The sequence below is a fragment of the Flavobacterium pedocola genome (assembly GCF_053764385.1).
In genome coordinates, this window is sequence record NZ_JBSNCR010000006.1 from 157,963 (window position 1) to 172,639 (window position 14,677).

Genomic DNA, 14,677 nt, shown 5'->3' on the forward strand with positions numbered 1-14,677 from the left:
TGGAATTTTGCGATCAAACTTAAAATAGCATCTGATGTCCCGCCGGCTTTATAAAGGCGAGGGCTTCTGTTACTGATGTTTACAAATATATCGAAAAGTTTGAGAGAAAAAACTTATTATTCAGAAAGGGAAATATACACTGACCATTACCGATTGACAGCGAACTTAACTATAGCTCAAACTGCTGTTAGTAATTGTACTTTTATAATGAAGCTACGCAATATTTTGCATACTCGTCGATTTTCTCTTTCAGTCTGTTTTCCAGATAAGTATTTGCGCCATTTAATTCCTGAAGAATTTGAGCGGCTTCTTTTTTATATTCTTGTATTTTTTCAAAATTCCAATGCGTAGGCGGGGATTGAAGATTCGTTATTCTGTCAGCTAATTTTACAGCCCAGACTTCTTTAGATAATTCTTTGATACGATTTAAACTATCGTTCATTTTTTCGTCTTTCGGAATATCATTTCTTTTTGTCAAAGCAGCAACAGCATTTGCAATTTCTAAGCTGAAATTTTCTTTAAGTTCTTCAAAAGTTGTGTCGGTGTCTTCTAAAGTATCATGAAGTAAAGCTACTTGTATGGCAAAGTCAATGTTGAAATGTTTTGTCTCTTGAAAAGCTATCAGAATTTCCATTGCCACATTGCTCAAATGAACAACATATGGTAGATTCGTTCCAGGAATAGTTTGGTTATTTTCAGCGTGTTTTTCCGCTGCAAACTTTATCGTGTTCTGATAGATGTTTTGTGTTTCCATGCTTTTATTTTTGGCTTTATAGTATAGTTGATAACGTCCCGATGGCTTTAAGTCGTTTCGTATGATTAGATGCTGATGTTTATAAATATACCAGAAAAAAAGGGGAATGAATCTTACTTCGATGAAGAAAAGAAATCACGAATTTTCCCTAATAAATCCTTAAAGCCGTTATTTTTTATATCCGCTGTTGGCTGTAGCTCATTTGATTCTAAAGTTTCAGTCGGTCTTACATCTTTAGTGTTGAAATAAGCTAATTTTGAGAGGTCAAAATCGTTTTCGGTTACAAATGTTACCAAAATATTTTTAGGCTTTCCTTCAGGGTTAAAACCTGATAAATCATCATCATCATTTATTTCTTTTAAAAAATCTGTTTCCGAATCCGAATTTCCAATCAGTATCCAAGGTTTGCCAAATTCAGATTCCAGGTAGTAAAGATTTAAATCAAATCCTCCTCGGTCAACATATAATTTATCTCCAATAGCATAGTCTTCTGATTTTCCGATTAAATCAAAAGTGACTTCATGCCCTTCATTATATTTTTGCTTGATAAGTTTTAAAATATAGTCTCGTTTATTTTCTTCAATACTATGAGCCAAATCTTCTTGATTTTGTGAAGCATTTGAAAAACCCGGTCTTTCAGTTCTCAGTAAATAGTATTTGTCTTCGTTTTGAAGCTTGTATAAACTGTAAATATTCAATTCACTTGCCATAAATTATTTGTCAAATTGTGGTTGCAATCTTATAACGAAATGTTATGCCTGGCTCGGTGCTAATATCCCTACGGCTTTATAAAGAGATGGTTTTTTTACTGATAAATCCAAAACCCCACTTGCACAAAACCGCTGCTATAGGCTGTGTTTGTTCCTTTGTGTTTTAGATATTCTTGAAATTGTTAGTTTTCACAGAGTTCTTTCAACTTGTTGAGTGCTTTTGGGTAGTGCTCGTTCATATAATCTGAAAAATCTTCAATGATATCTAAGTCAACAATAATGGTTGTAGTTCCATTATTTTCTTCGAAGGTATAGTTTTCGAATCCGTTTGCCCATTTTTCCACTTCCGGTCCTTCTATAATTTCCTTGTCAGCTTTCAAAAGACCGTAATGTTGAATTGAAACAAATTTATTGGGAATGTTTTCAGCTATCCTGGAAACCATACCGCCCTTTTCACCTTTCTCGTCTACTCCGATAAATAGGATTTTATTTCCCTTGTCCCAATTTCCTTCATAGGTAGATGTAGGATTAAACGAAGCAGTCCATTGCTCATAAGTTGATTTGCTGTTAAGGCCAAGCATAAAATCATATATCTTGGTCACCGGAGCATTGATGTGTACTTTGAATTGAAGTTTTTTCATAAATATAAAGCGTTTGGTTTTTATAATTTTAGGAGTTGTCCTTTTCTCTTCACTAAGTTTTTATAATCCCATTGAATTTCCTTCGATTTAATCAGCCATCTTTTCAGGTCATCAGTATTGATCTCTGATAGTTTGTTGTAAAAAATTGAAGCGTCTTTGAATTTCTCACCTTTAACATTAAGTTCAATTTCGTCAAAATCAGCACCACTCCAAAACATCAGTCTGATTCCCTTTTTCTGTTTGCTGTAACCAGTAATCGGGTTGCCGTCCAGAAACCAAACAGGATGTGCATGCCAAATTTTGTTTTCAGCTTCGGTTAGTTCGTTGTCAATGCTATTGGCAAGCAAGTCACAAATTTCTTTGTCGCCTAATGTTTGCTTGTCGTTAAATGATTGAATTTCTGAGTTCATAGTGTTTGTGTCACAGTCTTTAACTTAGTTTATAACGTCCCAACGGCTTTATAAGAGGCGGTTTTTTGTTACCGATGTATACAAATATACCGAAAAGTTAGAAAGAAAAATTCACAAAAGAAAGAAGAAAGTGCATACACTGGCTCATGTCGATTCACACCCGAAAACCTTTTGCACAAAACCCGGTTAACTGCTGCAATGCTTTATTTTGTCACACCAATTATGACTCCGAAATTGCCATCTGTTTGTATCCATTTTTTTTCTGGTAAATAGGTTCGCGAAACAAATCCATCTAAATATAAAGCATTTTTGCAACCAAGTTTTTTGAAATATTGTGCAAATTCATAGAAGTTTATTTCCTTTTTCGACATTGCGAATAGTATTTCATTGTTTGGTAAAATTCCAACACCATTTCGAATATTTAAGTTTGTCGAGCTTTCTTTAAATGCCGAATGAATTTTTCCATTGATCAACAACATCGGTCCTGATTGTGTAGCATATTTTATTTTACCATTATCAGCAAAATCATTCGTTAAGCAAATATTTGGTGTTTTGTCAACTGTTATATAGAAAACGCCATTTGGTTTAAGATAAAAATTGCCATTACCTTTTGCTGTGTCAATTTCAATTTTCGTAATCTTATTTTCAATATAAAGTCCTTGAGGTGAATTGTCTTTTTTATACATTCCGCCATTCGTTGCGAAAACAAGTTCCCGTTTATGTTTTTTCAGCCAAAACTTTAGATTTTCAGCATTTTTAAAATTTTCACCCTTTTCGTTTTTCCAATAAAATGCAATATTTTGTTTTTTTGGATTAACGGTATGACTGATAAAACGGTCATCATCAACTTTTGATTTTTCAGATTGACCCAAAAAACCAAAACCAACTGAAATTGCTGAAAGTATAATTAAAAATAGGACAGCTGCTTTTTTCGTCATTTTTGGGATTGTTGAAGTTGCGTCCGGCCGGCTTTATAAAGTGGCGGACTTTTATTTATAGACAATTGTGTTTCTTAGATTATCGCAAAAATCAACAAAGTCATCGGGTTGTTTGACACTGAAATTTTCTAAGTAAACTTTTTTGACGACATATTCTTTTTTTATTGTAGGAACCTTAACGTGTTTTTGATTTTTTTCATTGAAACGAATCCATTCGCCAATATATTTATTTGTTAATAGATTTACACTTGATTCGCCACTGCCATTTTGCATTGCATCTCCTAAATTGTATCGGCTCATTCCAATTAGTTGAATTTTATTTTCTTTAGGATCATATCTAAAATGACAATAATATCCCGATCTCATGGAATGATTGTAAAATTGAAACCCATTTTTCGTCAACTCAATGCCGGACGTATCATTTAAATATTCCAATTTTTTACTTCTGATTGGAACAGAATTTTGCGTTGACAGTTTACAAATTATTTGAGCATTTTTTTTATCAAAAATTATCTGGTCTTTTATATTGTCATTATCTAAGTCTTTTAAAAGGAACTCTTTTGAAAAACAATTTTGGGAAGTAATGAATAAAGAAATAAAGAGGACTATTCTTTTGATACTCATATTTAAGGGGTTTGGTTTTAAATTATCGCTAAAGTCCAGCCGGCTTTAAAGCGGAATCGTCCCATTAACAATGTCTTCATCATTTTATAGATCGTTGTTAGCAGTAGTTTTTAATTGTAATATTCTGACATTTTAATAATTGTCCTTTTTTCTTTTTCTAAAATTTGAATGCCTTCGGAAATTAAATTATCTTCCGGATCATCATCTTCAAATTCCAAAAAAAATGATGAATTGCCATTGTCAATTTTTTTAAACTCACCTTCAATAAGCTTTTTGCAATAATTGTTAAATTTAAATTTGCATGCTATATCATTGATTTTTTTTAATAGAGTACTGTCTAGCGCTTTATTGGGGTAGATTTCTGTTTTAATTTCTACGGAACTGATAAAATGGTTACAACCACCTCTGTACAAGGTTAAAGTATCTTCGTTATAGACAAATATCGCTTTGTTGTTTTCTGGATCCCAAACATATTTTTTGATTTCAACTTCATTTAGCCAATCTTCTGTTATTTTTTTGTAATTGTCATCAAATATACAATCAGAATTGTCTTCTAATTCATCATCATCTGTTTTAGAGACAGTATCAGATTTAATATTTTTAATTTTAATGTTTTCTTTTTGAGTCTTTTTCTCCGAGCAAGAAAGAGTTATAATTAATATCGATATATAATAAAAAGCTTTTCTCATAAATTATTGCTAACGTCCCGGGGCTTTATAAAGTGGCGGATTTATTGTTACTGATGTTTGCAAATATACCGAAAAGATTGAAGGAAAAAAGTTGAAAAATAGGAGAGAAGTGCAAACACCGATCCTTGCTGATAAATCCTAAAACCCCGCTTTTACAAAACCGCTGTTAGTGGCTGTTTATTTATGTTCTAAAATTATTCTCATTTCACTATTCACATTTATTCCTTGTTTTTTTGAAGGAATCCATTTTGTGTTTTTTACAAATTCTATAGCTTTCTTTTGAAATGAACTTATAAATCTTCTGTTATTAGGATTTATGAAATCAGTTTCTGCAACTACATTTTTTATTTTTCCGTTTTTAAGTAAAATAAAGTTGATTACAGTTGTTGAAAATAATTTTTCTGCTTTGTGGTCGTAATTTTTTGGATAAGGATATAAAGAGTCAAAATCTCTAGTAGGTTTTTCAAAGAAATCTGAATAATTCTTTGTGTTTGGGTATCTTGAGATTGTATCACATTCTTCGTAAGTATAAATAGTTTCTGGATTTTTTATGATGTATCTTTTTTCTGCGACTATTTTTAATGAATCTATAAAGTTAGTTCCAAACTTATTTTCAATTTCTTTTGCCATTATTTTTTCATAGCAATTTTCTTTAAATCCTTTCGGTGTTCCTAAATGAATACAGCTAGAAAAACCCATGATAATTTTTATGTTGTTTTCTTTTAAAATGTTTTTAAATTCTTCTTCACCTCTAAAAGATCTAAACATTGGTGGATAATACAAATAAGATAATTTACCATTCTTAATATCTTGTTTTGCTCTTTTTGTGCCATTTATACACGAAGTGTCAATTATTGTAACATTTTTGTTTTTCAAGTTACGATAAACATCAATATTATATACAATTGGAAGTTTTTTTTGGACGGTTTTTTCTCTTTTTCTATCACAAGATATTAACACAAAAAATGAAATCATTATTATAAAAATATTTTGTCTTTTCATTTATTTTGATCTTTTTGGGTTAAATAGCCACTAACGTCCCGCCGGCTTTATAAAGTGGCGGACTTTTTATTATTGATTTTTCAAATTTAGCAAAAAGATTGATTGATTCCAGCTCGTCCTATTATGAACTGACTCCGCCATTTTATAAAACCGCTGTTAGCAACCGTTTTACTTACAGATTATCATTTGAGTCCCAAGTTCAAAACGAATATCCAAATTATGCTTTTCTTCAACTTTTAAATTATTTATCGTTATTGAAGTGTGTCCAATAAAAATTGCAGCAATTTTATACGTTCCCGAATTTACTTTTGCATTAAAGTAACCTTTTTCATTAGTATAATATTTCTTATTATCTATTTCAATTATTGCTCCTTCAATATATTTTTTGTCGACTTTCGAATATACGTAGCCTTTTACAATTCCGCCAGAGTTTATGTTTTCGTCGATTCTATCCGTAACAATATCAACATTCCCTTTAATACTTACACTGTCGGAATTTTTTACTGTCTTGCAACCTAATAAACTCAAACAAGAAATAAAAACGGTTAGAAATTTTATAATGTTTTTCATTGATAGTTGCTCGTAATGGTTGCTAACGTCCCGCCGGCTTTATAAAGTGGCGGATTTTTGTTACTGATGTTTACAAATATACCGAAAAGTTTGGAAGAAAAAAGTTGAAGGAAAAGAAGAAATCTAAGCTTGAACTCCTCCAATTAAACACCGTCGCCAGCCATTTTATAAAACCGCTGTTGTGCGACGTTATTTTTTTATTGTAATTTAAACCAAAAACTATCAATATACATTATGTCATTATAAGATTCAAGACCAATGGTTTCTATCGTTTTTCCTTTTTCATAAGTTACATTTACTTCATATTCGTAACGTTTAAAAGGTTTTTCCTCGTTATTTTTTTTTACAACAGTTTGTATTCTAGAATTTTGAACTTTTAGTATTTCTCCATTAAGTGTTTTGGTTTTTTCTAATATTTTTTTAAAATCAGCCCATTTGCCATCTTTGAAACGGTTTTTTAAGTTCAAAGTGTCTCCAGCAGCAATTAATTCATAAACTTTAGAAAGTTCTTTTTCAGCATCTTTAATATCATTAGGATTGTTATTTCTTGTTACAATTTTATGTTCACAAGACATCAATAAGATTATGAATAATAAAGGCAAAATTTTTTTCATTTTATATAAGTTATTGTTTGGTTATAATGACGCACAACGTCCCGCCGGCTTTGTGGAGTTGGGGATTTTTGCTCCCAAACCATTCCATTAGGACTGATGTCAAATATATAAAATTACCTTTAAATTTTGCCTAAAACCCCAATTTCACAAAACCGCTGTTAACAGCTGTTATTCTAGTCACTAAAAAAAACCAGTTGTTTGTTTACAAGGATTTTTAATTGATTCTTCTTTTGTGACACAAATGGGAGTTTCTCTACACGTCCAGAAATATTTATCACCATCGAAAAATAACCTTGGATAGCAATTCTCATTTCCTTCACAAATAACAAAAAAGTTAAGCGAAGAATATTTAGCATCCTCAGAATCTTCATAATAAAGTTTATTGTTACGATTGCTTAACCATTTTACCAAAGTTTGGTTAGATACTTTAGATTTTAATTCTAGATAATAATATTTGAAGTTTTCCTGGTTATGAGTTCCGCTTTTTATGTCTATTTCATCAAAGCTTTTAAAACTCTCGTTTAGTTGCTCATTAACAGTATTTAGTAAAATATTTTTATCCAATATGAAATCTATTTTGCTATTCTCACTAATTCTGGCAACCAAGGTTTTATTCTCTAATTTATAAGTTTCAATAGTTTTTTGCGAGAAGCTTTTGGCGGAAAAAAGGATAACTATAAATATTACTAATCTTAATTTCATATATGATTTTTATTAAGTTTCGTTATGTAATAATTGCTGTTAACGTCCCGCCGGCTTTATAAAGGCGAGGACTTTTGTTACTGAAGTTTCAAATATACCGAAAAATTTTAAAGAGAAAATGTAAAATTAGAGCAAAGACTTTAAAGCTGGATCGTTCCATTATACACCGAACCCTCGCTTTTATAAAACCGCTGTTATAGCCAGTTTTAACTATGAGTAATCATTAAGTCATTATATATTACTCAAGTGAAATAATTAATAAAAATTGCATTACTGTTACGGTTATCGTAATAATTAATGGATCATTGAGAAAATTAAATATTTCTTTTTCTCTCATTCGATTTGATAAATCTTTCATGAAATTAAATATTAGAATAACCCAACTTGCCATCATTATTGAAAAGAATGATGAATCAGATGGTTTATTTTTAAATTCAATAGATATAAAAATTTTAAAAAATAATACAATCAATAAGAAGAGACCTATAATTGAAAGTAGTTGATGTAGTAATCGTCTTCCAGGTTTTAACCAAAGGTATATTGAAATATTGATAAGCAAACAAAAAATTAGCAATAAAGCAGCTACCATATAAAAGTTTCGTTTGTTTTGTTAGTTTATTTAACCTTCCAGTTTTTCCAAAATTGGCTATAACGTCCCGCCGGCTTTGTGGCAGGTGGGGATTTTTATTACTGTTGTTTACAAATATACCGAAAAGTCTGAAAGAAAAAAGTTGAAAAATAGGAGAGAAGTGCAAACACTGACCTTTACCGATAAATCCCTAAAACCCCACTTGCACAAAACCGCTGTTAGCAACAGTTTTTATGATGATCCATTTATTTGGAGATCAAATAGTGATTCAGATTCAATGTAATATTTGATATTCCAATAATGACTACAACCATCGAACCAAACTTGCCAATGTTTTTCCCAGTTCGCTAAATCAGTTCTATATTCAGATTCCGGCTCAATTGATTTCTCCCAAAGAAAATTTACTAATAAATATCGTTTTCCAGAATCATCGATAAATCCTAAATATTGACGAACGTATTTTCTCAAATTTCTATGGATTACAGGACATTTGTATTTCTGATTAAAACGATTTTTATTTATTCCAGACAAGTTCTTTTTTAATGAGTTTTCAAAACTTTGAATTTCTTCTTTAGCTGGAGTAAATCGTTTATTTTCTTCAATAAATTTATATGCACTATTTTTATAAGTATTCGGAAATATAACACCTTTAAAATTCTTTTCGACCAACAAAACATTTGACTGCGATAATAAAATCATCGGAATCAGAGTAATTATGAAAGTAATTAATCGTTTCGTCATTCTAAAATTGTTGCTAACGGTTTGGGGCTTTGCAAAGGCAGGGCTTCCTTGCACCAAACTTTGATTTTTCCCTGATGTTCAAATATAGTAAAAAGTTTGTATTATCACTTTTGCCCTGCTTTTGCAAAACCCCTGTTGTACGTAGTTATTGATTTATTCTCATTCCAAGGTTTTTATCAATAACGGAGTTGGAAGACCTCCTCCAAAAAAGAATTCCACGTTATCCACTTCTTTATGAACCTAAATTGAATTGATTATATGTTTGATATGATCTGTTCAATTTAGGCTTCCACTAGTTTTTTTGTTCCGCAATAAAAAGTCAGTAAAAGATATTTCTCGTTATTGATTTATAGGATTTTTTTTACTAACTTAGCCAAGTCTTTTACGCTGTCAAGCGTTTGAAAGTAAAACTTTCCACGATGCCAATCGCAAAGACTTGCGGTTAACACCTTACTTATTTCTACACAAAAAAACTAGAGGATTCATAAACGTAAAACTTCGGAGGGCGCGCCAATTACGTACAACTCATAAATATACGCACCCAGCATACAAATTACAAGTTTGTTAATTTGTTTAAAATCAATTGGTTGTGAAAATATATTTTAAAAACAACATTGTTGATTTCTGTATATATTAAAATATATTTTCTACACATTCAAAAGTAGTGTTTTTTAGAGATTATCCAAAGGGCTTGAGATTTTTCTGATGGAATTGTCTGTTACATGCGTGTAGACAAAAGTGGTTTTGATATCGCGGTGTCCCAGTAATTCCTGGATGAAGCGAATGTCGGTTCCGTTTTCGAGTAAATGGGTGGCGAAACTGTGTCGGAGGCTGTGTATGCCTACTTTTTTGGTAATATGTGCTTTTTCTAAGGATTTTTTGAATACTTGTTGGATACTGGTACTGCTGTATTGGCCACCATGCTGTCCCTCAAAGAGGTAGACTTTTGGCCGGTATTCTTTATAGTAGTTGCGCAATTGTTCGAGGATGCTTTCCGGCAGATTAACGAAGCGGTCTTTCTTTCCTTTTCCACGTTCAATATGTACGCGCATGGAAGTACTGTCGATATTGGCGATTTTTAAATTGATGATTTCACTCAGCCGTAACCCCATTCCATAACAGAGTTTTAACATGGTGTTGTGTTTTAAATTTTCAGTGGCTTCAAAAATTCTTCGTATTTCATACATACTTAGCGCTTTAGGAAGTTTGCTTTGTTTTTTAGGACGCGGAATTTCTAAAAAAATCTTATCCTGAAACAGCACTTTTTGATAATAAAACTTTACGGCATTGATCCTGGAATGGATAGTGTTTTCTTTTAATCGTAATTCGTTGATACAATACAGAAGGTATTCTCGGACTTCCTTTTCCGTGCAGTCTTTTGCATTGATTTCTTTCAGGTAATAAAGGTATTGTGCAAAATCGTTGGCATAGGAACGCAAAGTGTTTGGGCTGTATCCTTTCAGTTTTAATTGATCAAGAAGGCGTTCCAGTTCTCTCTGGTTTGGTTTTGTGATTTTTGACAATACGAACTGTCCGACGACCGGTTCTTCCGGGAGATTGAAAAGCGTTCTGTATTCGGGTATATCGGGAACGTACCAGATTTTCTTGTTGGGAGACCATTTTGCACCATTCAAACTCTTGATTTGTTGGTAGAGTTGCGGTTTATTGTCAAATTGGATGAAGATGACTTTCTGGTTGTCATAGGCTCCTAAACTAAATTTGAAAGGCGTTAAATCAATCATGATGGCGTGTATTAAAAGAATATTTAAAAATACGAATTTTCTTAAGAAAATAAAATGCTAAAGGAAGAATATTTATGGAAAGTGTCTGAATTCTTGGTTTTTCAATCTGATTTTATGTGAACCGATTCGTAATTATTGCCTTTGAATTATTAATACAATTCAATACTTTTGCACAACAACACACACAAAATGTACAAACAACTAATCCGTCCGATTTTATTCTGTTTCGATCCGGAAGCAGTGCACCATTTTACTTTTTCAGCAGTTCGTTTTGCCAATAAGATTCCAGGTTTTTCGTCACTTTTTAAATCGATTTATGAAGTGAACGACAAGCGTTTGGAACGTGAGGTTTTTGGTTTGAAATTTAAAAATCCGGTTGGTTTGGCGGCAGGGTTTGACAAAGATGCGAAGTTGTATCAGGAGCTGTCCAATTTTGGTTTCGGTTTTATCGAAATCGGAACGCTTACCCCGAAAGCGCAGGATGGAAATCCTAAACAGCGATTGTTTCGCCTGCGTGAAGATTCGGCGATTGTTAACCGAATGGGTTTCAACAATGGTGGCGTGGAGGAAGCAGTACAACGTCTGAAAAAAAACAATGGCGTATTAATCGGTGGAAACATAGGTAAAAATAAAGTTACCCCAAATGAAGAAGCGGTTAAGGATTATGAAATCTGTTTTGAGGCTTTATTCGATCACGTTGATTATTTTGTGGTGAATGTGAGTTCGCCTAACACACCCAATTTGAGGGAATTACAGGATAAGGAGCCGTTGACACAATTGTTGCAGACGCTTCAGAATCTGAATCTTGCAAAGGCTAACCCAAAACCGATTTTATTAAAAATTGCTCCGGATTTAACAGATGAGCAGCTTTTGGACATCATCGATATCGTAAAAGAAACGAAAATTGCAGGTGTAATTGCCACCAATACAACCATTTCACGTGAAGGTTTACAATCCATTAATAAAATTGAAGCAGGAGGATTATCCGGAAAACCGTTAACCAAACGTTCTACGGAAGTCATTCGTTTTTTATCGGAGAAAAGCGGCAAAGCGTTTCCTATTATCGGAGTAGGTGGTATTCATTCTGCAGATGATGCTATCGAAAAACTGGAAGCCGGCGCGAGTTTGGTACAGTTGTATACCGGTTTTATATATGAAGGGCCGGCGTTGGTTAAAGCCATCAACAAAAAGATTTTAGAAAAAGCATAATAAGTCTTACTTTTGGCTTCCATGAAAACAGAACACGTAAAAATTATCGAGTGTCCGCGTGATGCGATGCAGGGTATCAAAGACTTTATCCCTACGGAGAAGAAAGTGCAATACATCCAGTCGTTGCTTCGTGTGGGTTTTGATACTATTGATTTCGGAAGTTTTGTTTCGGCGAAAGCCATCCCACAAATGCAGGATACGGCGGAAGTTTTGGCACAATTGGACTTGTCTAAAACCGAAAGCAAGCTGTTAGCGATTATTGCCAATACGCAAGGAGCGGAAAATGCTTCAGTGCATCCTGAAATTCAGTATTTAGGGTTTCCCTTTTCGATTTCGGAGAACTTTCAGATGCGTAATACCCATAAAACGATTGCAGAATCTTTAGTGACTCTGGACGAAATTTTGAACATTGCCGATAAATCCAATAAAGAAGTCGTAACCTATATTTCAATGGGCTTCGGAAATCCTTACGGTGATCCCTGGAATGTGGAAATCGTTGGCGAATGGACTGAAAAACTGGCCGGAATGGGCGTTAAGATTCTTTCCTTGTCCGATACTATTGGAAGTTCTACACCGGAAGTAATTGATTATTTGTTTTCAAACCTTATTCCCAAATATCCTCAAATTGAATTCGGAGCCCACCTGCACACCACTCCGGATAAATGGTTTGAGAAGGTTGATGCTGCTTATAAAGCGGGTTGTCGCCGTTTTGACGGTGCGATTCAGGGTTTTGGTGGTTGTCCGATGGCCAAAGACGATTTGACCGGAAATATGCCTACCGAAAAGATGCTTTCCTATTTTACTTCCAATAAAGTTGATGCCAATTTAAATGCATTGAGTTTTGAAAGTGCTTATAATGAAGCTTTGAAAATTTTTACGGTTTACCATTAATCTCATCAGGTTTAACAACACTTTAAGTTTTGGGTTTTGATACTCCGAATTAATTGACTATATTTGCATGCAATTTAACTACAAATTGCAACATGAAAGCACACACAGCTAAAATTGTCGGAGAAGGTTTAACCTACGATGACGTTCTTTTGGTTCCCAACTATTCCGAAGTACTTCCGCGCGAAGTAAGTATCAAAACGAAATTTACGAAAAACATCACGCTGAACGCTCCAGTTGTATCCGCAGCTATGGATACCGTTACGGAGAGCGCTATGGCAATTGCTATGGCTCAGGAAGGTGGAATAGGGGTTTTGCACAAAAACATGACCATCGAACAACAAGCTGCTGAAGTACGTAAAGTAAAACGTGCCGAAAGCGGAATGATCATCGATCCTGTAACCCTACCCTTAACAGCTACAGTTGGTGATGCAAAACAAGTGATGCGCGAGTTCAGCATCGGGGGAATTCCTGTAGTGGATGAAAATCTTATCTTAAAAGGAATCGTTACCAACCGTGATTTGCGTTTTGAAAAAAACAATTCCCGAGCTATTACCGAAGTGATGACTTCCCAAAACCTGGTTACCGCTCCGGAAGGAACAACTTTAACGCAGGCAGAAGAAATCCTTCAAGGCAATAAAATTGAAAAATTACCGGTAGTGAATTCCGAAAACAAACTGATCGGATTGATTACTTTCAGAGATATCACCAAACTTACCCAAAAACCAAACGCTAATAAAGACAGATTCGGACGTTTACGCGTTGCTGCCGCTTTAGGAGTTACAGCCGATGCGGTAGACAGAGCTTCCGCTTTAGTTGCTGCCGGTGTAGATGCTGTTATCATTGATACAGCTCACGGACATACTAAAGGTGTGGTTTCGGTGCTAAAAGAAGTAAAAGCAAAATTCCCTGAATTAGACGTAGTAGTTGGAAACATCGCAACTCCGGAAGCCGCTTTATATTTAGCAGAGAATGGGGCAGATGCCGTAAAAGTAGGTATCGGTCCAGGTTCCATTTGTACTACCCGTGTAGTGGCAGGTGTAGGTTTTCCTCAGTTTTCTGCAGTTTTGGAAGTTGCAGCCGCTTTAAGAGGGACTGGCGTTCCCGTAATTGCAGACGGTGGAATCCGTTACACAGGAGATATTCCTAAAGCCATTGCAGCCGGTGCAGACTGTGTGATGTTAGGTTCATTATTGGCAGGTACAAAAGAATCTCCGGGTGAAACCATCATTTTCGAAGGAAGAAAATTCAAATCCTACCGCGGAATGGGTTCAGTGGAAGCCATGAAAGAAGGTTCCAAAGACCGTTATTTCCAGGATGTGGAAGACGATGTGAAAAAACTGGTTCCGGAAGGAATCGTAGGGCGTGTGCCTTATAAAGGAGAACTAAACGAGAGCATGTTACAATTCATCGGAGGATTAAGAGCCGGTATGGGGTACTGTGGTTCAGCTTCCATCGAGGAGTTACAGACCAAAGGACGTTTTGTACGCATTACCTCAAGCGGAATCAGCGAAAGCCACCCGCACAACGTAACCATTACAAAAGAAGCTCCGAATTATTCGAGATAATAAAACAAGTAATACAGAAAGCCTCCTTTTTAGGGGGCTTTTTTTATGCCTTTATTTTTTTGGGAGCAAGAACTAATACTTTTCAGAACACGTTCCGTTCCTGCTGTACGCTAACCCGAGCGAAGCGAACTGACGAAGTAATCTTTTTCCGGTGGCTTCGAGAGCTTCAGCCAACGAAAAAAGGATGCCGCTCCCATCAGGGCTAGATTCAGCAGTTGTTTTTCAGATTCCTATTAAAGAAAAGAGACATGAAGCAAGAGAAAAAAAAAACAAAAGCCACTCGAAT

Annotated in this window: 16 protein-coding genes; 3 read left to right on the forward strand and 13 right to left on the reverse strand. The window is 34.2% G+C overall.

All coding sequences use genetic code 11. From position 1 onward, the window contains the following. Nucleotides 1–202 precede the first annotated feature (202 nt). From ACWPKD_RS14040 to ACWPKD_RS14100, 13 genes are all read right to left on the reverse strand, one after another. The gene (locus ACWPKD_RS14040) at nucleotides 203–754 is read right to left on the reverse strand and encodes an HD domain-containing protein (protein WP_455413325.1); all 552 of its coding nucleotides are present in this window, start codon (nucleotides 752–754) and stop codon (nucleotides 203–205) included. A gap of 113 nt (nucleotides 755–867) precedes the next feature. Beyond that, complete coding sequence (locus ACWPKD_RS14045) at nucleotides 868–1,464, reverse strand: hypothetical protein (protein WP_455413326.1); 597 nt, start codon at nucleotides 1,462–1,464, stop codon at nucleotides 868–870. Nucleotides 1,465–1,646: 182 nt separating this feature from the next. After that, on the reverse strand, nucleotides 1,647–2,105 hold the full coding sequence (locus ACWPKD_RS14050; RefSeq protein ID WP_455413327.1) for an SRPBCC domain-containing protein: 459 nt from the start codon (nucleotides 2,103–2,105) through the stop codon (nucleotides 1,647–1,649). Nucleotides 2,106–2,125: 20 nt separating this feature from the next. Continuing rightward, nucleotides 2,126–2,515, reverse strand: a complete 390-nt coding sequence (locus tag ACWPKD_RS14055; protein ID WP_455413328.1) for a DUF1801 domain-containing protein — start codon at nucleotides 2,513–2,515, stop codon at nucleotides 2,126–2,128. Between the two features lie 203 nt (nucleotides 2,516–2,718). Continuing rightward, nucleotides 2,719–3,453, reverse strand: coding sequence for a phosphodiester glycosidase family protein (locus ACWPKD_RS14060; RefSeq protein WP_455413329.1), 735 nt, complete (start codon nucleotides 3,451–3,453; stop codon nucleotides 2,719–2,721). Nucleotides 3,454–3,504: 51 nt separating this feature from the next. Continuing rightward, nucleotides 3,505–4,077, reverse strand: coding sequence for a hypothetical protein (locus ACWPKD_RS14065; RefSeq protein WP_455413330.1), 573 nt, complete (start codon nucleotides 4,075–4,077; stop codon nucleotides 3,505–3,507). A 110-nt stretch (nucleotides 4,078–4,187) separates the two neighbouring features. After that, nucleotides 4,188–4,766 (reverse strand): hypothetical protein, encoded by a 579-nt coding sequence (locus tag ACWPKD_RS14070; RefSeq protein ID WP_455413331.1) that lies wholly within the window; start codon nucleotides 4,764–4,766, stop codon nucleotides 4,188–4,190. A 177-nt stretch (nucleotides 4,767–4,943) separates the two neighbouring features. Then, nucleotides 4,944–5,768 (reverse strand): hypothetical protein, encoded by an 825-nt coding sequence (locus ACWPKD_RS14075; RefSeq protein WP_455413332.1) that lies wholly within the window; start codon nucleotides 5,766–5,768, stop codon nucleotides 4,944–4,946. Nucleotides 5,769–5,936: 168 nt separating this feature from the next. Then, the gene (locus ACWPKD_RS14080) at nucleotides 5,937–6,338 is read right to left on the reverse strand and encodes a carboxypeptidase-like regulatory domain-containing protein (protein WP_455413333.1); all 402 of its coding nucleotides are present in this window, start codon (nucleotides 6,336–6,338) and stop codon (nucleotides 5,937–5,939) included. Nucleotides 6,339–6,535: 197 nt separating this feature from the next. After that, nucleotides 6,536–6,952: a hypothetical protein gene (locus ACWPKD_RS14085; RefSeq protein WP_455413334.1), complete on the reverse strand. Its 417-nt coding sequence runs from the start codon at nucleotides 6,950–6,952 to the stop codon at nucleotides 6,536–6,538. 180 nt (nucleotides 6,953–7,132) lie between these two features. Next, nucleotides 7,133–7,654 carry a hypothetical protein gene (locus ACWPKD_RS14090; RefSeq protein WP_455413335.1) on the reverse strand — a complete coding sequence of 174 codons (522 nt, stop codon included), beginning with the start codon at nucleotides 7,652–7,654 and terminating at the stop codon, nucleotides 7,133–7,135. An 820-nt stretch (nucleotides 7,655–8,474) separates the two neighbouring features. Continuing rightward, a complete protein-coding gene (locus ACWPKD_RS14095; protein ID WP_455413336.1) occupies nucleotides 8,475–9,038 on the reverse strand; it encodes a hypothetical protein in 564 nt (187 codons plus the stop codon). Nucleotides 9,039–9,655: 617 nt separating this feature from the next. Further along, nucleotides 9,656–10,726: a tyrosine-type recombinase/integrase gene (locus ACWPKD_RS14100; RefSeq protein ID WP_455413337.1), complete on the reverse strand. Its 1,071-nt coding sequence runs from the start codon at nucleotides 10,724–10,726 to the stop codon at nucleotides 9,656–9,658. Between the two features lie 189 nt (nucleotides 10,727–10,915). On the opposite strand from ACWPKD_RS14100, the gene ACWPKD_RS14105 reads away from it, so the two are divergent. The 3 genes from ACWPKD_RS14105 (at nucleotide 10,916) to guaB (ending at nucleotide 14,391) form a co-directional block, all read left to right on the forward strand. Further along, nucleotides 10,916–11,935, forward strand: a complete 1,020-nt coding sequence (locus ACWPKD_RS14105; RefSeq protein WP_455413338.1) for a quinone-dependent dihydroorotate dehydrogenase — start codon at nucleotides 10,916–10,918, stop codon at nucleotides 11,933–11,935. A gap of 21 nt (nucleotides 11,936–11,956) precedes the next feature. After that, entirely contained in the window at nucleotides 11,957–12,826 is an 870-nt protein-coding gene (locus ACWPKD_RS14110) for a hydroxymethylglutaryl-CoA lyase (RefSeq protein WP_455413339.1), read from the forward strand. A gap of 92 nt (nucleotides 12,827–12,918) precedes the next feature. After that, nucleotides 12,919–14,391: an IMP dehydrogenase gene (guaB, locus tag ACWPKD_RS14115; protein WP_455413340.1), complete on the forward strand. Its 1,473-nt coding sequence runs from the start codon at nucleotides 12,919–12,921 to the stop codon at nucleotides 14,389–14,391. Nucleotides 14,392–14,677 lie beyond the last annotated feature (286 nt).

What these genes read in the sequence shown, in the direction of transcription:
- ACWPKD_RS14040 (WP_455413325.1), bottom strand. Translation starts at nt 754, where the DNA reads ATGGAAACACAAAACATCTATCAGAACACGATAAAGTTTGCAGCGGAA.
- ACWPKD_RS14045 (WP_455413326.1), bottom strand. Translation starts at nt 1,464, where the DNA reads ATGGCAAGTGAATTGAATATTTACAGTTTATACAAGCTTCAAAACGAA.
- ACWPKD_RS14050 (WP_455413327.1), bottom strand. Translation starts at nt 2,105, where the DNA reads ATGAAAAAACTTCAATTCAAAGTACACATCAATGCTCCGGTGACCAAG.
- ACWPKD_RS14055 (WP_455413328.1), bottom strand. Translation starts at nt 2,515, where the DNA reads ATGAACTCAGAAATTCAATCATTTAACGACAAGCAAACATTAGGCGAC.
- ACWPKD_RS14060 (WP_455413329.1), bottom strand. Translation starts at nt 3,453, where the DNA reads ATGACGAAAAAAGCAGCTGTCCTATTTTTAATTATACTTTCAGCAATT.
- ACWPKD_RS14065 (WP_455413330.1), bottom strand. Translation starts at nt 4,077, where the DNA reads ATGAGTATCAAAAGAATAGTCCTCTTTATTTCTTTATTCATTACTTCC.
- ACWPKD_RS14070 (WP_455413331.1), bottom strand. Translation starts at nt 4,766, where the DNA reads ATGAGAAAAGCTTTTTATTATATATCGATATTAATTATAACTCTTTCT.
- ACWPKD_RS14075 (WP_455413332.1), bottom strand. Translation starts at nt 5,768, where the DNA reads ATGAAAAGACAAAATATTTTTATAATAATGATTTCATTTTTTGTGTTA.
- ACWPKD_RS14080 (WP_455413333.1), bottom strand. Translation starts at nt 6,338, where the DNA reads ATGAAAAACATTATAAAATTTCTAACCGTTTTTATTTCTTGTTTGAGT.
- ACWPKD_RS14085 (WP_455413334.1), bottom strand. Translation starts at nt 6,952, where the DNA reads ATGAAAAAAATTTTGCCTTTATTATTCATAATCTTATTGATGTCTTGT.
- ACWPKD_RS14090 (WP_455413335.1), bottom strand. Translation starts at nt 7,654, where the DNA reads ATGAAATTAAGATTAGTAATATTTATAGTTATCCTTTTTTCCGCCAAA.
- ACWPKD_RS14100 (WP_455413337.1), bottom strand. Translation starts at nt 10,726, where the DNA reads ATGATTGATTTAACGCCTTTCAAATTTAGTTTAGGAGCCTATGACAAC.
- ACWPKD_RS14105 (WP_455413338.1), top strand. Translation starts at nt 10,916, where the DNA reads ATGTACAAACAACTAATCCGTCCGATTTTATTCTGTTTCGATCCGGAA.
- ACWPKD_RS14110 (WP_455413339.1), top strand. Translation starts at nt 11,957, where the DNA reads ATGAAAACAGAACACGTAAAAATTATCGAGTGTCCGCGTGATGCGATG.
- guaB (WP_455413340.1), top strand. Translation starts at nt 12,919, where the DNA reads ATGAAAGCACACACAGCTAAAATTGTCGGAGAAGGTTTAACCTACGAT.